The following is a 17,457-nucleotide window of genomic DNA, read 5'->3' as shown; positions in this document are numbered from 1 at the left end:
GACGAGCACCGACCAGTATGGGAGTTCTCGGTTCGAACGGGCGTGACGAAGCGAAGGGGAAACTCTTGTCCGATTTCGATGCGGTATTCGGCACAATACCCACGGCTGATATCCCGGTTTCTTTCCATCCCGTCAAGATCGAAGTAGCCGAAGACCCCGAATTTCCCGGAAGGGCCGTGGAACTCGATGCCTGCGTCGCCTTGCCGGATAATGCCCAGCCCGCAGAATATCCTTTGATCGTCCTGCCCGCACCCTTGGCGCCGATCGGCTGGCGGGCCTACGCCGTATTCTATCCTCTGTTGAAGAAAGGCTTCATGGCCAATCTCGCGGCGAAAGGATACGTCGTCGTCGCCTACAGCGAGCGCGGCCTTTCCCACTCCGGCGGGAAGATCGACGTCGCCGGCCCGCGTGATCAGGCGGATGGAACGGCGGTGATCGACTGGGTTTCCGAGCACATCCAGGCGGCCGACCTGAGTCGCGTCGGCATGGCAGGCGCCTCGTATGGAGCGGGCCAGAGTCTTCTGATCGCCGCCAAGGACAAGCGGGTGAAGGCGGTCGTCGCCATGAGCGCGTGGGGCGACCTGTTCAAATCGCTCTACGAGAACGAGACCAGGCACATCAAAGCCTTCCACGCGCTCCGAGGCCTGTTCCAGACCTGGCCGGGCCCACCGTCCCTCCCCTCCTTCCCGCCTCAGCCGCAGCCCGATCCGATGCCGGGGGTGAGCAGGCTGAACGCCGAAACCGAACAGGTCTTCCAGCACATCGCCGACAACGTCGAGATCGGACAGCTGCGGGCCTTCGCCGACAAGCGCTCACCGATCCAACCCGAGTTCCTCGACGAACTGAACCGGCCGGACCTGGCGATCCTGCTCTGCACTTATTGGCACGAAACCATTTTCTCGAACAACAGCGTGGTGGATCTCTTCAACAGCCTGACCGTCGGTTCCAAGAAACTCATCGTCCAGGTCGGCGACCACGGCAACGCCGAGGGCACCGGCCTCGCCGGTGAGTACAGCAGACCCACCGTCGCCGCCATGAACTGGTTCGACCTGCACCTGCGGGACGAGGGCGAGCAGGAGACCGATCCCGTCGTCGTGGAGACGATGCCCTATCCCTACGCCGACGCGCATCGCTACCGCACCTGGGAGGACTTCACCAACGCGCCGGTGCCGTTCCACCTCCACGCCCCCAGTCCCGATACCGACGGCGGCCTCGACCCCCAAGGGACCGGATCCTCCTGGAGCCACACCGTCCAGATCGAGGAGACCTCGGCCGAGATAGCCGACACCTTGATACAGAGGGGAATCAGCGAACGCCTCGCCCAGTTCCGCCGCTACGGCACCAGGAACATCTCCAGGAAGAACGCCGCGATCTGGAGTTGCCCGCCCTTCGGCGACGACCAGCGCATCAGCGGCGAAGTGCGGATGCGGCTCACGGTGACACCGCAGAACAAGGACGCGACCGTCGTCGCGTACCTGTTCGACGCGACCGCGGAACCCTTCACCATCCCCCCGGGCAAGAACTTCGACCGCATCATCACCAGCGCCGCCTACTCCATCCTCGATCGTGAACCAGGCGTTCCGGTGACGATCGACATACCTTTCCAACTGACCGATTACCTCATCCGCGCCGGGCGTTTCCTGCGACTCGTCGTGGACACCAAGGACAAATTCCTCGCCGACGCCAACGCGGACGCCACCACGCTCACCATTTCGAGCACGGTGGACCAGCCCTCCTGCATCACCATTCCCATCGCCGCGCGAACGTGAGGACAATCCGGCACTGATCAAGCCGCCGTTGACCCACTCCCGCGATGAGGCGCGGTCCCTTTTACCGGTCGAAGACGGTATGGTCGGGTGAAAGCGACCGCGCCTGCGGCGGGAGAGCAAGTGCTGGACATCATCGGCCTGAGTGAAATCGACGTCGACGTCTACGATGCTTTCGCCGGCACCGGTTCGATGACCGTCGCCGAAATCCGGCAACGAACCGGAGTACCTCACCAGCGACTGCTTCGGGTTCTGCGCCTGCTGACCGGAAAAGGGTTGCTCACCAAGCTTCCCGGCCCGGCGGAGGCATATTCGGCGGTGCGGCCGGAGATCGCGCTGGAGGCGATGCTCCGGCAGAAGGAGCAGGAACTCGCGAGTGCGCGGCTGGTCGCCGACAGGCTGCGCGAGCGGTACCGGGCGACGTCCGGTCAACGCCCGGTCGATCTCATCGAGGTGATCCACGGGAACGCCCTCATCGCCGACCGGACCGATCAACTGCTGCGCTCGGCCGAGCAGGAGGTCGCCTTCGTCGACAAACCGCCTTACGCGCGAACGCCGAGTGTGCTGCATCCCGCCGAACGTGATCTCCTCGGCCGGGGTGTGCGGTTTCGCGGGGTCTACGAGCGCAGCGCGCTGGAACTGCACGACCTGTCATCCGACCTCGAGGCGGGCCTCGCCCTCGGTGAGGAGGCCCGCGTGGTCACCTCCGCCCCGCTGAAGATGATCGTGATCGACCAGCGGATCGGCCTGGTGCCGCTGCGTTCCGATCTCCCCGAAGTCGACACCGCACTGGTGATCCATCCGTGCGCCCTGCTCGACGCGCTCAGCGCCGTCTTTACCTTCCTTTGGCAGAAAGGACTTCCGCTGTACCTGCCCGGCTCGGCCGAGCAGGCGGACGTCGCGCCTTCCGACGACGCCCGCCTGCTCGCCTTGCTCACCACCGGGCTGCCCGACCGGAGCATCGCCAAACAGCTCGGCATGAGCTACCGGACCTTCCAGCGACGCCTCCGCGACCTCATGACCGCGCTCGGCGCGACCACCCGGTTCCAGGCCGGGCTTCAGGTCGCCACCAGGGGTTGGGTCACCCTGCCCGCGACCCGGCCCCCGCGTGAGGAGGGCGTCACCGAAGGCGCGGATTCACCTTCGCCACGTCCGTGAGCGCGTAGGCCTGTTGGACCGTCTGCGTCACGGTGTTTCCGGAAGCGTCCCGTGCGTCCGCACGCAGCCAGACGGCCCCGTCGGTCGCCGCGAGTTGCGGGTGCGTCACCGTCACCGACCACAGCCCGGTCCCGTTCGGCCGGGCGGCCGCCGCCGTCCAGGTCCGCCCGCCGTCCGTCGACGACGAGACCCGCAGCTGCGTCACCGGCCCGCCGCCCCGTGCACCACTGTGCGACCCGGCGAACACCTCGAAGGTGAACGGGCGCCCCGCCGGTGCCCGGCCGCCGAGGTCCAGCGGCAGCCGGTGGTCCAGCTGGATGAGCGGCTGGAAGGAACACGCGCTGCCCGATTCGTAGCAGTTGAACCCGAGCGGTGACGCGGCGGTGGATCGTGCCGAAGCGAACGTCCACGACGTGTCGGTCCGCGGCGCGTTCTGGAACAGCACTCCGCTCGGGGCACCGACCTGTGCCTGGCCGGGCATCACGTCGGTCACGTCCAGCCGGTACGTGGCGGGAACGGGCGCGAGCCGGAACACCGGGACGAGCGCGAGCGGATCGTCCACATTGGAGCGTGGGATCTCGGTCCCGTCCCGGTACAACCGCACCGTGGTCGTCGCGAAGTACCGCGCGTTCTCGTACGGATTCGTGTAGTGCCCGCCCGAGCCGGCACCGGACGAGCCGTCCATCCACTGCACCGCGGGGACGAACAGGTCGGGGTCCGTGCCGCCGCGGCACAGCGAGCACAGCGCCGCCCAGCCGGTGGCCGTCGCCGGATAGCGAGCCGGATGGTCGGACGGCAGTTCGACCGACCCGCTGTGCATCGGTGCGCGGAACCAGTACTCGTCCGGCCTCGACCGCTCACCCGCGCGGTAGATGTTCTGCGCGTTCATGCTCAGCGCCGCACGACGGCCCGCGATGTCGGTGCCGGACAGGGTGACCACCCGTTTCCAGACCAGCCGATCGTTCGCCGGGCCGGTGTACTCGGTCCACGTGCCCGGCACCGGGATCTTGGTGCCCTGCACCGCCTGCGTCTTCCACAGGCCGGTCGGGAAGGCGTACCAGTTCTTCTGCCCGGTCAGCCCCGGCTTTTCGGCCTGGTAGCCGGTCCTCGTGGCGACCAGCGACTTCGGGTCGACACGCCGGACGAGGTCCTTCGGCACCCCGTTGGCGTCGAGGTAGCTGAGGTTGTACATCGCGTCCGGGGCCGCGCGCACCAGCAACCGCACCGAGACCGCACCCGCGGCACGCAGCGCCTCTCCTTCGTCCCAGCCGAGGGACAGGGTCGGCACCACCGCACTGCTGAGCCCCGGAACACTCAGCGAACCCGGTGAACCGGCGTACGGGATCATCGCCGCCCCGCCCGCGGCGGCCACCGCGCGTGCCGCGTTCGCGATGCCGGTGGAGACGCCGCCCACCGGGTCCGGCGACCCGGGTTGGACCGGGATCCGCACCAGGACCGCCTTTCCGCGGACGTCCAGACCGGCGAGATCACTTCCGACACCCGCGCCGCCGAACACGACCGGCAGCGTGCGTTCACCGGGCGACTTCGCCGTCAACGTCGGCACGTCGTAAGCGGGATTCAACGCGAGCGAGCCACCGATGGCCCGCATCTCGACCGCGGTCTGGGACAGCGTCGCGCTGTCCTGCAGCGAAATCGCGCCTGCCGAGGTGGCCGCCGCGGGGGTCACGCGCACGTCCCAGCCCGAGCCCGCGGTCAGCCCGGCTTCGCCGACGAAGCCGTTCACTCCCGCTCCGCCGGGGATCACGCGCCGCAGCATCACCGTGCGGTCCCGCAGGTCGGTGGGGGTGGGCGTGACCAGCCCCACCGGGACGGCGCTCGCCGCGTTCAGCGTGATCTCGGCCGGGGCCGTGACCGAGACCTGGGTCGCGCTCATCGCCGACCAGCGACGCACCGCCAGCCCGCGCTCCATCACCCAGCCGAGTGCCGAATAGCGACCGGCGGGCACGAGCACCCGGCCGACCCCGTCGACCAGGCCGATCTGCTGGCTGACCTGGTCGAGGAACGGGTCGTTGCGGTTACCCGCACCGGCCGCGTCGTCGATCAGCTGGGCCGACGCGACCTGAGCCGGACCACCCGCCGAGTCCCGCACCCGGATCGTCACCGGGAACAACTCGGCCGCGTTGTAGGTGCTCACGGCCGTCCGGACGGAATTGGCTCCGTCCGTGGTCGTGGCCACCACCGCGCCGCCGTAGACGCCCGCCGCCCCTTCACGCGGGTCCACGGCGAGGTCGACGGTGGTGCTGGACTTCGGCGGGATCGACAGGTCCGTCTTCGCCAGCCGCATCCCGGTGACCGGCTTGGCGCCGCCGTCCCAGGGCTGCACGGTCAGCTTCAGGTTCAGTGCCAGCGGCCGGTCCCCGGTGTTGGTGTAAGACAGCTGCCGGACGACCTGCGCCGCGCTGTTCGCCGCCCGCTCGTTACGGCCGAAGCTCGCGACCGCGGTACCGGTCGCCTTCTGCGAGACGGCCCGCGCGACGTCGAGGAGTCCGGCTCCCTGCTCGTACCACCGGAGGCCGACGTCCTTGGCCGTGGTGACGAGCGTGTTCTTCAGTTCCCGCCAGGTGATCCCAGGCTGCTGCTGCAGCAGGATTGCCGCGGCGCCCGCGACGTGCGGTGTCGCCATCGAAGTGCCCGACGCCGCGGTGTAGGAGTCGTCCACCGGCTCGCCCATCGCCGTGTCCCCGGCCCGGGCGGCGACGATCCCGACGCCCGGCGCGGTGATCTCCGGCTTGACCGCGGCGTCCCGCAGGCGCGGGCCGCGGCTGCTGAACCACGCGATCGCGTTGTCCCTGCCGACCGCCCCGACCGTGAGCGCGGAGGTCGCCGCCCCCGGCGTCGTGACCGTCCGGTCGCCCGGCCCGGAGTTCCCGGCCGCGACCACGAACAACGTGCCCGACTTCGCCGAAAGCGTGTCGATCTGTTCGCTCAACGGGTCGGCTCCATCGCTGACTCCGGCGCCGAGGCTGAGGTTCACGATCTTCGCGCCCTGCGCGACGGCCCAGTCGATCCCGGCCATGACCTGTGCGGTGTCACCCTCGCCGGAGGCGTCGAAAACCTTGGCCACCACCAGTTTCGCGTCCGGTGCGACGCCCTTGTACCGGCCGCCCGAGGCCGCGCCGGTGCCGGCGACGATCGACGCGCAGTGGGTGCCGTGGCCATGGCGGTCCACGACGTCGCCTTCTCCGCTGAAGTCCGCCGAAGCGATCGTCTTGCCCGCCAGATCGGGATGTTTCTCGTCGATCCCGGTGTCCACCACCGCGACCGTGGTCCCCTTCCCGGTCAACCCGCCGCTCCACGCCGACGGCGCACCGACCTGGGCCGTGCTCCTGTCCAGCGCCACCCGGACCTTCCTGTCCAGCCGGACCTGCGAGATCCCTTGGTTCAGCACCGGTTTCCCGCCTGGGTCGAACGCGACGAGCGAACGCCAGAACTCGGCCGTCCCCGCCTTCTTGACCTGCACTCCCACCCCGTTGGCCGTGACGAGCGGAGTGGGCCGCCGGGTTTGCGGGAGCGCCTTCGCCTTCGCGTCCAAGGACCGCGCGGACAGACCCGCTCGGTCGGCGTAACCCACGATGACCGGGATCGTGGCGCTCGCCGCGTCGTCACGCCGGTCTCCGACGAGCGCGGTGACGTTGAACAGTTCCCGGCCGAGCAGTCCCTTGCCGACGAACGGAAGCGCGTCCGACGGATACACCATCAGGCCTTCGGGCGTGGTCGTGATCTGGAACGCCGGGCTCGGCCGGTCCGGCCGTACCGCCGGTTCGACTTGAGCGGTGCCGTGCCCGCTGCCGTCTCGTTCGTAGGTCACCACGTCGCCGGTGAGCAACGTGACGCGATGGACGTCCGGCCGCCCGGCGGCGGGTGCGGGTCCGGACAGGGCAGCGGTCGCGGCGGTCGTGGTCACCGGTAGCGGGAAAAGGGCGACCAGTACGGAGGCCGCCAGAATCGCCGACGGGTGCCGTGGGCGTCTCGTCAAGTGACTCTCCTCGGATAGTGAGAAGCGGCCGTGGTCACGGCCGCCGCGAAGATGGAGTTTCCCGAGGATGAGGCAGGACTTCCTGGATGAAAATAACTCTCGGTGGCGGTATGTCGCCGTTGGCGAGATACCGCCATGGAAGAGCCCGGACCGCCGACGGCGGCCCGGGCCCGGTCTAGCGGGTCGGTTCTCCGGTCCTACAGACCCGGGGAACGCAGCTGCAGGGAGAAGTCCTGCCGGTTGTTGTCGGTGTCGGTGCTCAGGATGTTGCGGGTGTTCGCCGCGTCGAGCTGATCGGTGATGGTGCTCTCCGGAGTCGCCGCCTGGCCTTCACGCGGGGTCATCACCGAGTTGCTGAAGGCGACACCGTCGATCTTCGCGCCGGCCAGGTTCTGCACCGAGAGGCCACCGAGGGTCGGGATGCCCTCGACGCTGGTCAGCGTGAACGGGATGACGTACGTCTGGTCGGCGATGGTGCCGGAGAAGTTCTGCCCGATCAGCACCGCGAACTGGCCGGCGTTGCCCTTCGGCTGCAGGATCGTGCCCGCGGGCAGGACGATCGTGTCGACCACGACGTTCGACGGCGAGTAGATGCGGACGACGTGGCCGCTCACGTCCTGCTGCTGGCTCGAGACGTTGCGCAGCTCGACGTACTCGTCGAGCAGACCGTTCACGCCGCGGGTCGAAACCTCGTTGATGACCACGGAAGACGAGACCAGCGGCGCGGCCTCGGTTTCGTGGCCTTCACCCGCCGCATTCGCGACACCGCCCGCCGTCCCCATCGCCAGCATCGCCAGTACCGCCGAAACGCCCAGAATTCGTCGCACGAGAAATTCCTTTCAGCTTGATTACCGGGGTTTTGTTCGCCGGACCGGAATCCTTTCGACCGGTGGCGACCAGATAAGTATCCGAGAACCGGGACGCCGCCGGGAAGTGGCCAGTTTCGCGGTACTTTCCCATCAGTCGATAAGGGTCCATCGCTCCCTGGGCGCGTCTTTCCGCCGCCGTCTTCTCGCGACCGCGGCGGCGACCTCGAGCTCCCGGCAAGACGTGTCCAGCACATCGCCGAGCCACTGCCGCCAGTACGGACCGGGAATACGTTTTCCCCTTTCCCAGCGGGAAATCTCCACTCGGGTGACGCTGTCGTTGCCGGAGTGGGTATGCAACTTCGCGACCAGGTCACCCTGGGACCAGCCTCTCGCGATTCGCTGTTCGGTGAGCAGTTCGGACAGCGGGGTCACGTCCCCGCCTTCGCCGTTCGCGGCCACGACCGCACCTTTCTGGTACAGGCACACGGATTCCAAAACGGACTGACAACCGGCTCTCAGCCGAGCGGTGGCACACAGCCGAAGTCGGCCTTGTTGTTGTCGGTGTCGCGGCTGACGGCGTCCCTTGCCTGGGCGAGGCCGGGACAGCCGGCGGCGGCCTGGTTCTCGCGGCAGGGTGACGACGGCGCCCATCCGAGGCTGTCGACCCGGGTTCCGCGCCGGTCAACCAGCATCTCGCCGTCCCCGACGATCGCCTCGACGACCAAGTGCTGCACCGTCCCGCCGAAGCCCTGTCCGGTGATGAGGAAGTGGTCACCGGCAAGGATCTCGCTCCCGGCGGGCAGGGTGGCCAGTTCGAGGGGCACGGCTCCGCCCGTGCACGCCTGAACGGCCCAGCCACCGATGTCGAGGGTGGTGGCGCCGGTGTTGCGCAGGTCGATGTAGCCCGCCGGGCCGCCGAGCACCTCATGGATCTTGACCGACGAAGACCGGACCACGTCCGGAGCGGGGATTCCGGCGAGTGCGAGGATCAGGAACAGAAAACCTGACTTCGTCATGACTGCAACGCTAGGAAAACGATCTCGGCGGCACAGGATACGGCGGGTACCGAACCTGGTCCGGTCTCGGTACTTCCGGTACGCCGCCCACCCGACCGGCCTAGGGCGTGTACCCGGCCAGCCGGTCCGCGGCGAACGGCTCGCCCTCGTGCGAGGTCGTTTCCAGCCGGGGTAACGGGTTTCCGCCCGGCCGGAACCGCAGTGCCCGGAACAGGTCACGCCTGCTGCCGAAGCCCAGCTTCTGCAGGATCCGGCTGGCGTAGTTCTTCACCGTCTGCGTCGCGAGGTGCAGTTCTTCGGCGATCTCGTCGTTGGACCACCGGTAGAGGATCAGCGCGAGGATCTCCTCCTCCCGCCTGGTCATCGCACTCGCGTACCGCACGGCTTCGCCGACCACCGGCGGGGATCCGCCCGCCTGCAGGCACACCCGCTGCCCGGCGAGCGTGGAGCGCACCGCAGACATCACCTGCCCGCCGTTAGCCGACTTGTGCACGAAGCTGTCCGCGCCCGCGTTCAGCGCCGTGGCGATGGCCGAGGGCGAGGCGTCACCGGCGAAGACCAGGACGGTCACGCGCTCGAAATGTTCCTTGACGAACCGGCAGATCGCGGTCCCGGCGGGCTCACCCCAGATCGACAGTTCGGTGATGACCATGTCCGGATGACGTTTTTCGCACTGCCACAACGCTTCCGGCTCGCTCGCGGCCTCGGCCACCGCCCCCACCCCCGCCGAATCCCGTAACAGCCTGCTGAGCGCGTATCTGATGAGGGGCTGATCGTCTACTACGAGCGTGGTGACGCGGTTCATGGTTCCCCTTGGGGTGCTTGACGGTTGCCCAGGACGACCCGGGCCGTGCGGTCGGTCCGGGCCGGGCGGCGCCCGCATTCGCCGAGAACAGCTTCGCTCGCTCGGGCGATCCGTCAAACCGACCGCCGCGGCGACGTCGGTACTCATTTTCCGCCGAATCCTCTTTCGTCGCGGTCCGGCATGGATCTTCCCGCTTCTCCTCCCGGGTGAGGACCCGCAATCGGGTGACAAGGAAGAAAAGTCGCGTACGAGGTGGCCGGATTTGGGCCGGACGGCGGAACAGGGATACGGTCAAGGTTCCTTGAGGGATTGGTTCTCGTCGTTGAAAAATCCGGCGTGCGCGGAAAGTCGTGTTATCGGACCCGCTTCCGTTAATACGCGCGTTCACCGAAGTGCGGTTCCGCCGCTTCCAGCCGCGGTACCGAGATGCCCAACCGTCGTGCTTCGGCCAGGGTGTCCCGGCAGACCTCACGAGGCTCCTCGGCGTCGGGGTCGGAGTGCGCCGTGAGACTCACGCGCGCCGCCGCGACATGAGCAGTCAGCCAGGCGAGAGCGGAGGCCGTCAGCCAGGTGGGCGCCCGGAACGGCAGCAAACCGACCCGGTGACGTCGCAGGTCGATGCCGCGCGCCTCGAGGAGCGGCAGCAACTCGCGGCCGGTCAGCAACCCCGCGCGCAGGTCGCCCGCCGACCCGGCCAGCTCGGACAGGGAACCTCGCCGCAAGCCCTGCGAGAGCAGGCCGGCATCCGACACGAAATGGACCCACAGCCAGCCGCGGAAGTCGGGCCGCTCCTTGATCCGGAGCCCGGCCTCGCGGAACGCCTGGCGCACGGTGCGCTCCCGGTCGGTCGGGGGCCTGCCGAAGGTCCCGAAGACGACCGACGGCAGCAGCAGCCCACGGAGCACGCCGTCCGCGTCGAAACCGCCACCGGCCTGGGGAAAGCCCCAGGCGATCCGGTCGAGGGGAAGTGGGGCGATCGCGTCCTGCGGCTCGGTCCAGATGTTGCCGAACACCAGCACCGTCGCCTTGCCGATGCGCGGCGCCAGGAAGGCCGACGCCTCCGCCAGGCGGTGGTGCGGCAGGCTGACCACGATCAGGTCGAAGTCGTGGTCCGGCTCCAGCGTCTCGTGGTAGCGCACCGGCCACTTCTCGGCGACGCGCCGCCCCCATACCCGGCGCCGCGTATCGAACAGGTCGAGGTCGATCGCGTCCCCGTACACCGAGGCACGGCCCGGCCGGACGTAGAACTCGACCTCGTGCCCGGCCCGTTCCAGAGCCCAGCCGTAAACGGTGGCGATCACGCCTCGCCCGAACATCAGGATCTTCACGCTGCACCTCGTGGAGTACGATCGATTTGGAGGTAATCTCCACTTATCGAAAATATGGAGGTCATCTCCATTTGTCAACGCGAGGTAGCGCATGACCGCCCCCAAGCCGCTGCGAGCCGACGCCCGGCGCAAGCGCGAGGCCCTGCTCGCCAAGGCCAGAGAGATCTTCCAGGCCGGATGCTTCTTCGATCTGCGCTTCGATGACTTCGCTTGCCTGGCAGGCGTGGGCACGGGCACGCTTTACCGCCACTTCCCCACCAGGGAGGCCCTGGCCGAGGCGGTCTACCACGGGGAAGTCGCCGCCCTGTGCGACCGCGCCCGCCTGCTCCAGGACACGCTGCCCGCGGCGGAGGCGTTGGCGACCTTCCTCCGCGACATGGTCGACCACATAGCCGCCCACGAGGGCCTGGCCCGGACACTGGCCACGCTCATGGCCGATCGCTCGGGTGCCCTCGCCGAGGGCAGCCGGGCACTGGAGCAGGCCGTCACCGACCTGGTGGCCGCCGCCGTGCGGGACGGCGCCATCCGCGACGACGTGGTTCCCGGCACGATCATGATGGCGCTGCACGGCATCGGCGCGGCTCATGACCGCCCCGATTGGCGGGCCGAGGCCGACGGTGTCATCACCCTCGTCCTGGACGGACTGCGGCCCCCGACCGCCCGCGACTGAAGGATCGGTCGGCCGCGGACGCGCTCTCGTGGACCTGGACTGTCCACACGGGACACTTCTGGACAGCTCGATGGTCGATTGATGCCCCCATGCGGCCCGGATCCCGAACGACGCCGACCGGGGACGAGAAGCGGTAGCCTCGGAGTCACCGCTCGTTCACTCGTCGTGCTCACCGAGGGGGAACCGATGAATCACAAGCCCGCGCCGGTCGGACGGCGCGCTTTCCTCGCGGGCGCGGCCGCTCTCGGACTCGGCGCGTGTGGCCCCGGCACGCAGGGCGGCGGAGGCGAGAGCGGGGCCACCAAGCCGGTGCGCCATCCGTACGGCGAGACCCAGGTGCCGATCAGCCCGCGGCGGGTGATCACCCTCGATCCGGGACAGGCCATGCAGGTCGCTGTCGAGCACGGTGTCCCGCTCGTGGCGTCGGCGACGCTGGAGACCGATCAGCCGGTGCCCGGCTACCTGCCGCCGCCGAAGCAACCGTTCGAGCATCTCGGTTTCGGCCAGGTGGACGTCGAGCGGCTGGCGGGCTTCGGCCCCGACCTGATCGTCGGGCACATCACGATCCTGCGGGACAAGTATCCGGCGGTGTCCGGGCTGGCCGCCACGGTGGCTTACGCCAACACCGCGAACAAGGTCGAATGGCACGAGGCCTCGCTCACCGTCGCCGACATCTTCGGCGTCCGGCAGGCACAGCAACAACGGCTGGACGCCTACCGCGCGCGAGCGGGCGAATTCCGCACACGGCACGCGCGGCTGCTGGGCGGCCGGAAGATCGTGTTGCTGCGCTTCACCACCGAGGAACTGCGCATCATCACCGATTCGGTGATCTTCCCGTCCAGGATCCTCACCGACGCGGGCGTCACCCGCTCACCGTCCAGCGCACCCGGAAAGCCCACCGACACCTACACTTCCCTGTCGCCCGAACAGGTCGGCAGGCTCGCCGACGCCGACGCGATCATCCACTTCAGCGGCGGTGGCGCCAGCGAGGGCGGCCAGGTTTCGAGCACCTTCGCCAAGTACACCGAAGGAGACCTGTGGCGGAGACTGCCGGCCGTGCGGAACGGCAAGGTCTTCGAGGTCTCCAGGATCTCTTGGTGGGACGGCGGTTCGACGTCGGCGGCGAACGCGGTTCTCGACGACCTCGACCGCACCGTCGGCAAGCTCGCCTGAAGGCTCAGCGCAGCGATCCGCCGCGCCACCGGCGGCCCATCAGCACGGCCAGATAGCAGCCGCCGAGCGCACCGGTCGCCACCCCGACCGGGAGCTCGCTCACCGGGAACACCTTTTGGCCCACCAGGTCCGCGCCGATCAGCAGGACGGATCCGACCAGACCGGCGCCGAGCAGGCTGGGACCGGGCGTGCGCAGCAGGCGCCGGGCGACATGCGGCGCGGCCAAGGCCACGAACGCCACCGGTCCCGCAGCCGCCGTCGCCGCGCCCGCCAGCCCGACGGCGATCGCGAACAGCGCCAGCCGGGTCGGCCCCACCGGTACGCCGAGCCCGATACTCGTTTCGTCGCCCAGTTCCAGCAGGCCGAGGCGGCGGGCGAACAGAGTCGCCGCCGGAACAAGCACGGCCACGGCGACGGTCACGATGGTCACGTGGTCCCACGTGCGGTTGAGCAACGAGCCGGTCAGCCACACCCCGGCGCGGAAGGCGTCGTCCAGTTCGGCGGTGATGAGCAGATACCGGTTCAGTGCGGAGAGCAGTGCGGCGATCCCGATGCCCACCAGCACCAGCCGGAGACCGGAAACCCCGGCACGGCGAGAAATCAGGTACACCACCGCCGCGGTCGCCAGTGCGCCGGCGAGCGAACTGAACGCGACCGCGAGGGCGTTCCCGCCGAGCAGCACGATCTGCAGGAGTGCACCGGTCGCCGCGCCACCGGAGAATCCCAGCACGTCCGGACTGGCGAGCGCGTTGCGCGCCAGGCTCTGCACGATCGCGCCGCTCACCCCGAGTGCCGCGCCCACCAGCAGCCCGGTGAGCACCCGCGGCAGGCGGACGGTCCAGAACACGTAGTCCGCGCCGGGTGGTCCCGGACGGCCCGCGAGCAGGCCCAGTACGTCCGGAACCGGGATGGGGAACTTGCCCACGGTGAGCGCGTAGCCGGTCAGGACGGCCAGCGCGACGGCGAGCGCGATGGTCACCGCGACCTCTCTCGGCCGGACCCGCAGGGACAGACCGGCCAGCCGAACCACCCGCACCCTGCTCACGCGGACCTTCCCCGCCGCACCAGCCACACGAAGAAAGGGGCCCCGATGACGGCCGTCATGATCGACACCCGGAGTTCGCCCGAGGGGAGGACGACCCGGCCGAGCACGTCCGCCAGCAGCACGAGTGCGCCACCGAACACCCCCGCGTACGGCAGCAGCCAGCGCTGATCCGGACCGGTCACCCTGACGGCCAGATGCGGTACGGCCAGCCCGACGAACGCGATCGGCCCGGCCGCCGCCGTGGCGATCCCGGACAACAACAGCACCGCGAGCCCGACCAGCACGCGCGTGCGCGCCACCCGCACCCCCAGCGCTCCGCCGAGTTCGTCGCCGAGGGCCAGCGCGTTCAGCCGGTGGCCGAGGGAAAGCGTCAGCATCACCCCGGCGGACAGGAAAGGCAGGAGCTGGACGACGACGGACATCCCCGGTCTGGCGACGTCGCCGACGATCCAGAACCGGTACTCGTCGAACGCCTTCGGGTTCAGGAAAACGAGTCCCTCGGCGCAGGCCACGAGCGCGGCACCCACGGCGGTGCCCGCCAGCGCCAGCCGGACGGGAGCGCCCGCCGTCGGGCCGCGGCCGGCGACGGCGTACACCAGCACCGTGCTCAGCGCCGCGCCCAGCAACGCGAACCAGACGTAGCCGCGGAAAGTCCCGATCCCGAATCCGACCAGTGCGACCAGCACACCCAGCGCAGCACCCGCGTTGATCCCGAGCACCCCGGGGTCGGCGATCGGATTCCGGGTCAGCGACTGCATCAGCGCCCCGGCGAGGCCGAGCGCGACCCCGACGCAGATTCCCAGCACCGTGCGCGGCATCCGCAGGTCGTGCACGATCACCGCGGCGTCGCTGCGGTCGTCGGCGAACAGCACCCGCAGCACCGGTCCGATCCCCACCGGTTCCGATCCCACGAGCAGGCTCAGCACCCCGGCCCCGGCCAGCAAGCCGAGCGCCAGTACCAAACCGGTCGCGCACCGCACGTGGGCAGCGGCGGCCGTCCCGGTCGATACCGCCACCTGGCAACCCCGTTCGTCGTCGCGCAGAACCCGTTCGCGGCCACCTCGCCGCTCGGAATTTAGGTTAGGCTCGCCTTATTCTAACGGCACTGGAGGACAGATGACGGAAGCACTGCCGCCCGGCTCGCACCTGCGACGGCTCGCCTTCGGGTTCATGACCACGTATACCGTCCGCGCGGCGCTCCAGCTGAAACTCGTCGACGCCTTCGACGACGCGCCGCGCACCGGTGCGGAAGTCGCGGCGGCGCTCGGTCTTCCCGCGGAAACGGTCACCCGGCTGTTGCGCGCGTTGACCGTGCTGGGGCTGTTCACCGAGCCGGAGACGGGCCGTTTCGCGGTGACCGGGGAAGGGCGCCTGCTGGGACAAGCGCATCCGGGGGCGCAGTCCGCTCTGGTCGAGATGTTCACGGACCCGGTGATGACCCGCGGCTGGGAAGGGATGGCGGAGAGCGTCCGCACCGGGCGGCCCGCTTTCGACGACGTCTTCGGCAAGCCGTTCTTCGCGCACCTGGCGGAGGATCCCGCCAAGTCGGCGCTGTTCAACGCCTCGATGAGCGAAGGTTCGCGTGCGGTGGCCCGGATTCTCCCGCAGGCCTTCGACTTCGGCCGGTTCGCGAGCGTGACCGACGTGGGCGGCGGGGACGGCACGCTGCTGACGGAGATCCTGCGAGCCCACCCCTCGGTGCGTGGTGCGGTGTTCGACTCCGCCGAAGGTGGCGCCGCGGCCACCGGACGGTTCGAAGCGGCCGGTCTGGCTGACCGGACGTCGGTCCTGACCGGGGATTTCTTCGCCGAGGTGCCCGACGGCAGCGACGTGTACCTGCTCAAGAGCATCATCCACGACTGGGACGACGACCGGTGCGCGACGATCCTGCGGCACTGCCGCGCGGTCATGCCGCCCGACGGCCGGCTGCTGCTGGTGGAACCGGTGCTGCCCGAGGTCGTCCGACCGGGCACACCGCCGGGGCTGTACTTGAGCGATCTGAACATGCTGGTGAACGTGGGCGGCCGCGAACGGACGCGGACGGATTTCGAGAACCTGTGCCGCCGGGCGAACCTCGAGGCAACGGACACCCGTCCACTGGGAGACACCGGGTTTTGGCTCATCGAGGCGATTCCGGCGCCTTGAGCGCGACGTGCCGCCTCAGTGCGTTTCCGGTTCGGCGCCGATCCGGTACTGCACCGGGCGGCCGTCCGCACCCCGCACCGGGACCGGTTTGCCGTCGGCGTCCACGATCTTGCCGTCGACGATCCTGTCGCCGTCCTCCAACTGCGAGAAGGCTTTGAGGTCTGAGTAGTCGATCACGCGGGTCGCCGTCGCGAACACCGACGGGTCGGTGCCCGCCTTGCCCGGTTTCAGATGGTTGAACACCAGGTTCAGCACGACGGCCATCAGCGCGGCGGAACTGATGCCCGAATGGAAGATCGTGCCGACCCATGTCGGGAAGTGGTGGTAGAAGTCCGGCGCGGCGATCGGGATCATGCCGAAACCGATGGAGGCAGCGACGATGACCAGATTCAGGTTGCCGTTGTAGTCCACTTTGGACAGCGTCTTGATCCCGGACGCCGCGACCGTGCCGAACAGCACGAGACCGGCGCCGCCGAGGACCGGGTACGGGATCGCCGCGACCACCCGGCCGAGTACCGGGAGCATCCCGAGCACCAGCAGGACCACTCCCCCGGCGGTCACCACGAACCTGCTCTTGACCCCGGTGATCGCGACGAGGCCGACGTTCTGCGCGAACGCGCTCTGGGTGAACCCGTTGAAGATCGGCGCGATCGCCGAGGACGCCATGTCGGCGCGCAGGCCGTCGCCGATCCGGCGCTTGCTGACCCGCGTCCCGACGATCTCCCCCACCGCGAGGATGTCGGCCGTGGTCTCGGTGAGGGTCACCAGCACGACGATGAACATCGACAAGATCGCGGCGACGTCGAAGGTCGGCACCCCGAAAGCGAACGGCGTCGGTACCGCGAAGATCGGGCCGTCCCCGACGTGGGAGAAGTCGGCCTTGCCGAGCACGGCGGCCAGCACGGTGCCCACCACGATCGCCAGGAGGATCGAAAGCCGGGAGATCGCCGGGACGGCGACCTTGCTGAGCGCCAGCACGAACATCAGGGTCAGGGCGGCCAGGCCGATGTTGGAGACCGAGCCGAAGTCCGCGGCCTTGGTGTTGTTCCCCATCGCCCACTGCGCCGCGACCGGCATCAGGCTGAGCCCGATCACCGTGATCACCGTCCCGGTGACGACCGGCGGGAAGTACTTCACCAGCCGCGAGAACACCGGCGTGATGAGCAGGCCGAGCAGCGTGGACGCGATCACCGCCCCGAACACCGCGGGGAGCCCGCCGTCGGCCACGATCGCCGTCATCGTCGCCACGCCGGCGAAGGAAGTGCCCTGGACCAGCGGCAGCCGGGAGCCGAAGAAGGGCACGCCGAACGACTGCAGGATCGTCGCCAGCCCGCCGATGAACAGGCAGGACGCGACGAGCAGCCCGATTTCGGCGGGCGAAACGCCCGCGACACCGCCGATGATCAAGGGCGGCGCGATGATCCCGCCGTACATCGTCAGAACGTGCTGGATGCCGTACGTGAAGCTCTTGCCGATCCCCAGCCGTTCGTCCTCGGGCCTGACGCCCTCTTCGGCCTGCGTCCTCTTCACCATGGATCCGCCTCT

Annotated in this window: 14 protein-coding genes; 5 read left to right on the top strand and 9 right to left on the bottom strand. The window is 69.1% G+C overall.

Annotation, left to right across the window (positions count from 1 at the left end; translation table 11 throughout):
- Window positions 1–65 precede the first annotated feature (65 nt).
- Both BKN51_RS08825 and BKN51_RS08820 read left to right on the top strand, forming a co-directional pair.
- Entirely contained in the window at window positions 66–1,769 is a 1,704-nt protein-coding gene (locus BKN51_RS08825) for a CocE/NonD family hydrolase (RefSeq protein WP_158255818.1), read from the top strand.
- A gap of 120 nt (window positions 1,770–1,889) precedes the next feature.
- Window positions 1,890–2,924 carry a helix-turn-helix domain-containing protein gene (locus BKN51_RS08820; RefSeq protein WP_101607164.1) on the top strand — a complete coding sequence of 345 codons (1,035 nt, stop codon included), beginning with the start codon at window positions 1,890–1,892 and terminating at the stop codon, window positions 2,922–2,924.
- Here the strand turns inward: BKN51_RS08820 and BKN51_RS08815 are convergent.
- From BKN51_RS08815 to BKN51_RS08790, 6 genes are all read right to left on the bottom strand, one after another.
- A complete protein-coding gene (locus BKN51_RS08815; protein WP_233224175.1) occupies window positions 2,887–6,921 on the bottom strand; it encodes a S8 family peptidase in 4,035 nt (1,344 codons plus the stop codon). The genes BKN51_RS08820 and BKN51_RS08815 overlap by 38 nt on opposite strands.
- A gap of 197 nt (window positions 6,922–7,118) precedes the next feature.
- Window positions 7,119–7,748 (bottom strand): lamin tail domain-containing protein, encoded by a 630-nt coding sequence (locus BKN51_RS08810; protein ID WP_233224176.1) that lies wholly within the window; start codon window positions 7,746–7,748, stop codon window positions 7,119–7,121.
- Window positions 7,749–7,880: 132 nt separating this feature from the next.
- Window positions 7,881–8,189 (bottom strand): helix-turn-helix domain-containing protein, encoded by a 309-nt coding sequence (locus tag BKN51_RS08805; protein ID WP_101613128.1) that lies wholly within the window; start codon window positions 8,187–8,189, stop codon window positions 7,881–7,883.
- Window positions 8,190–8,245: 56 nt separating this feature from the next.
- Window positions 8,246–8,746 carry a lamin tail domain-containing protein gene (locus BKN51_RS08800; protein WP_101607160.1) on the bottom strand — a complete coding sequence of 167 codons (501 nt, stop codon included), beginning with the start codon at window positions 8,744–8,746 and terminating at the stop codon, window positions 8,246–8,248.
- Between the two features lie 100 nt (window positions 8,747–8,846).
- On the bottom strand, window positions 8,847–9,551 hold the full coding sequence (locus BKN51_RS08795; RefSeq protein WP_101607159.1) for a response regulator transcription factor: 705 nt from the start codon (window positions 9,549–9,551) through the stop codon (window positions 8,847–8,849).
- Between the two features lie 371 nt (window positions 9,552–9,922).
- A complete protein-coding gene (locus BKN51_RS08790) occupies window positions 9,923–10,879 on the bottom strand; it encodes a ketopantoate reductase family protein (RefSeq protein WP_101607157.1) in 957 nt (318 codons plus the stop codon).
- 91 nt (window positions 10,880–10,970) lie between these two features.
- On the opposite strand from BKN51_RS08790, the gene BKN51_RS08785 reads away from it, so the two are divergent.
- Entirely contained in the window at window positions 10,971–11,549 is a 579-nt protein-coding gene (locus BKN51_RS08785) for a TetR/AcrR family transcriptional regulator (RefSeq protein WP_101607155.1), read from the top strand.
- Between the two features lie 186 nt (window positions 11,550–11,735).
- The gene (locus BKN51_RS08780) at window positions 11,736–12,722 is read left to right on the top strand and encodes an ABC transporter substrate-binding protein (RefSeq protein ID WP_158255819.1); all 987 of its coding nucleotides are present in this window, start codon (window positions 11,736–11,738) and stop codon (window positions 12,720–12,722) included.
- A gap of 4 nt (window positions 12,723–12,726) precedes the next feature.
- Here the strand turns inward: BKN51_RS08780 and BKN51_RS08775 are convergent, their stop codons facing one another.
- Window positions 12,727–13,767, bottom strand: a complete 1,041-nt coding sequence (locus tag BKN51_RS08775) for a FecCD family ABC transporter permease (protein WP_233224177.1) — start codon at window positions 13,765–13,767, stop codon at window positions 12,727–12,729.
- Complete coding sequence (locus BKN51_RS08770) at window positions 13,764–14,783, bottom strand: FecCD family ABC transporter permease (protein ID WP_101607151.1); 1,020 nt, start codon at window positions 14,781–14,783, stop codon at window positions 13,764–13,766. The genes BKN51_RS08775 and BKN51_RS08770 overlap by 4 nt, the downstream gene beginning before the upstream one ends.
- Before the next feature lie 100 nt (window positions 14,784–14,883).
- On the opposite strand from BKN51_RS08770, the gene BKN51_RS08765 reads away from it, so the two are divergent.
- Complete coding sequence (locus BKN51_RS08765) at window positions 14,884–15,912, top strand: methyltransferase (protein ID WP_146044418.1); 1,029 nt, start codon at window positions 14,884–14,886, stop codon at window positions 15,910–15,912.
- A gap of 15 nt (window positions 15,913–15,927) precedes the next feature.
- On the opposite strand, the gene BKN51_RS08760 is transcribed toward BKN51_RS08765, so the two are convergent.
- Window positions 15,928–17,445: a nucleobase:cation symporter-2 family protein gene (locus BKN51_RS08760; RefSeq protein WP_101607149.1), complete on the bottom strand. Its 1,518-nt coding sequence runs from the start codon at window positions 17,443–17,445 to the stop codon at window positions 15,928–15,930.
- Window positions 17,446–17,457 lie beyond the last annotated feature (12 nt).

The organism is Amycolatopsis sp. BJA-103, assembly GCF_002849735.1.
Taxonomy (GTDB): Bacteria; Actinomycetota; Actinomycetes; order Mycobacteriales; family Pseudonocardiaceae; genus Amycolatopsis.
The sequence above is the reverse complement of the archived record's forward strand: the minus strand, read 5'-3'. Positions and strand labels throughout refer to the sequence as shown.

Coding starts and splice junctions, on each gene's coding strand:
- BKN51_RS08780 (WP_158255819.1), top strand. CDS start 11,736: ATGAATCACAAGCCCGCGCCGGTCGGACGGCGCGCTTTCCTCGCGGGC.
- BKN51_RS08765 (WP_146044418.1), top strand. CDS start 14,884: ATGACGGAAGCACTGCCGCCCGGCTCGCACCTGCGACGGCTCGCCTTC.
- BKN51_RS08760 (WP_101607149.1), bottom strand. CDS start 17,445: ATGGTGAAGAGGACGCAGGCCGAAGAGGGCGTCAGGCCCGAGGACGAA.
- BKN51_RS08800 (WP_101607160.1), bottom strand. CDS start 8,746: ATGACGAAGTCAGGTTTTCTGTTCCTGATCCTCGCACTCGCCGGAATC.
- BKN51_RS08785 (WP_101607155.1), top strand. CDS start 10,971: ATGACCGCCCCCAAGCCGCTGCGAGCCGACGCCCGGCGCAAGCGCGAG.
- BKN51_RS08795 (WP_101607159.1), bottom strand. CDS start 9,551: ATGAACCGCGTCACCACGCTCGTAGTAGACGATCAGCCCCTCATCAGA.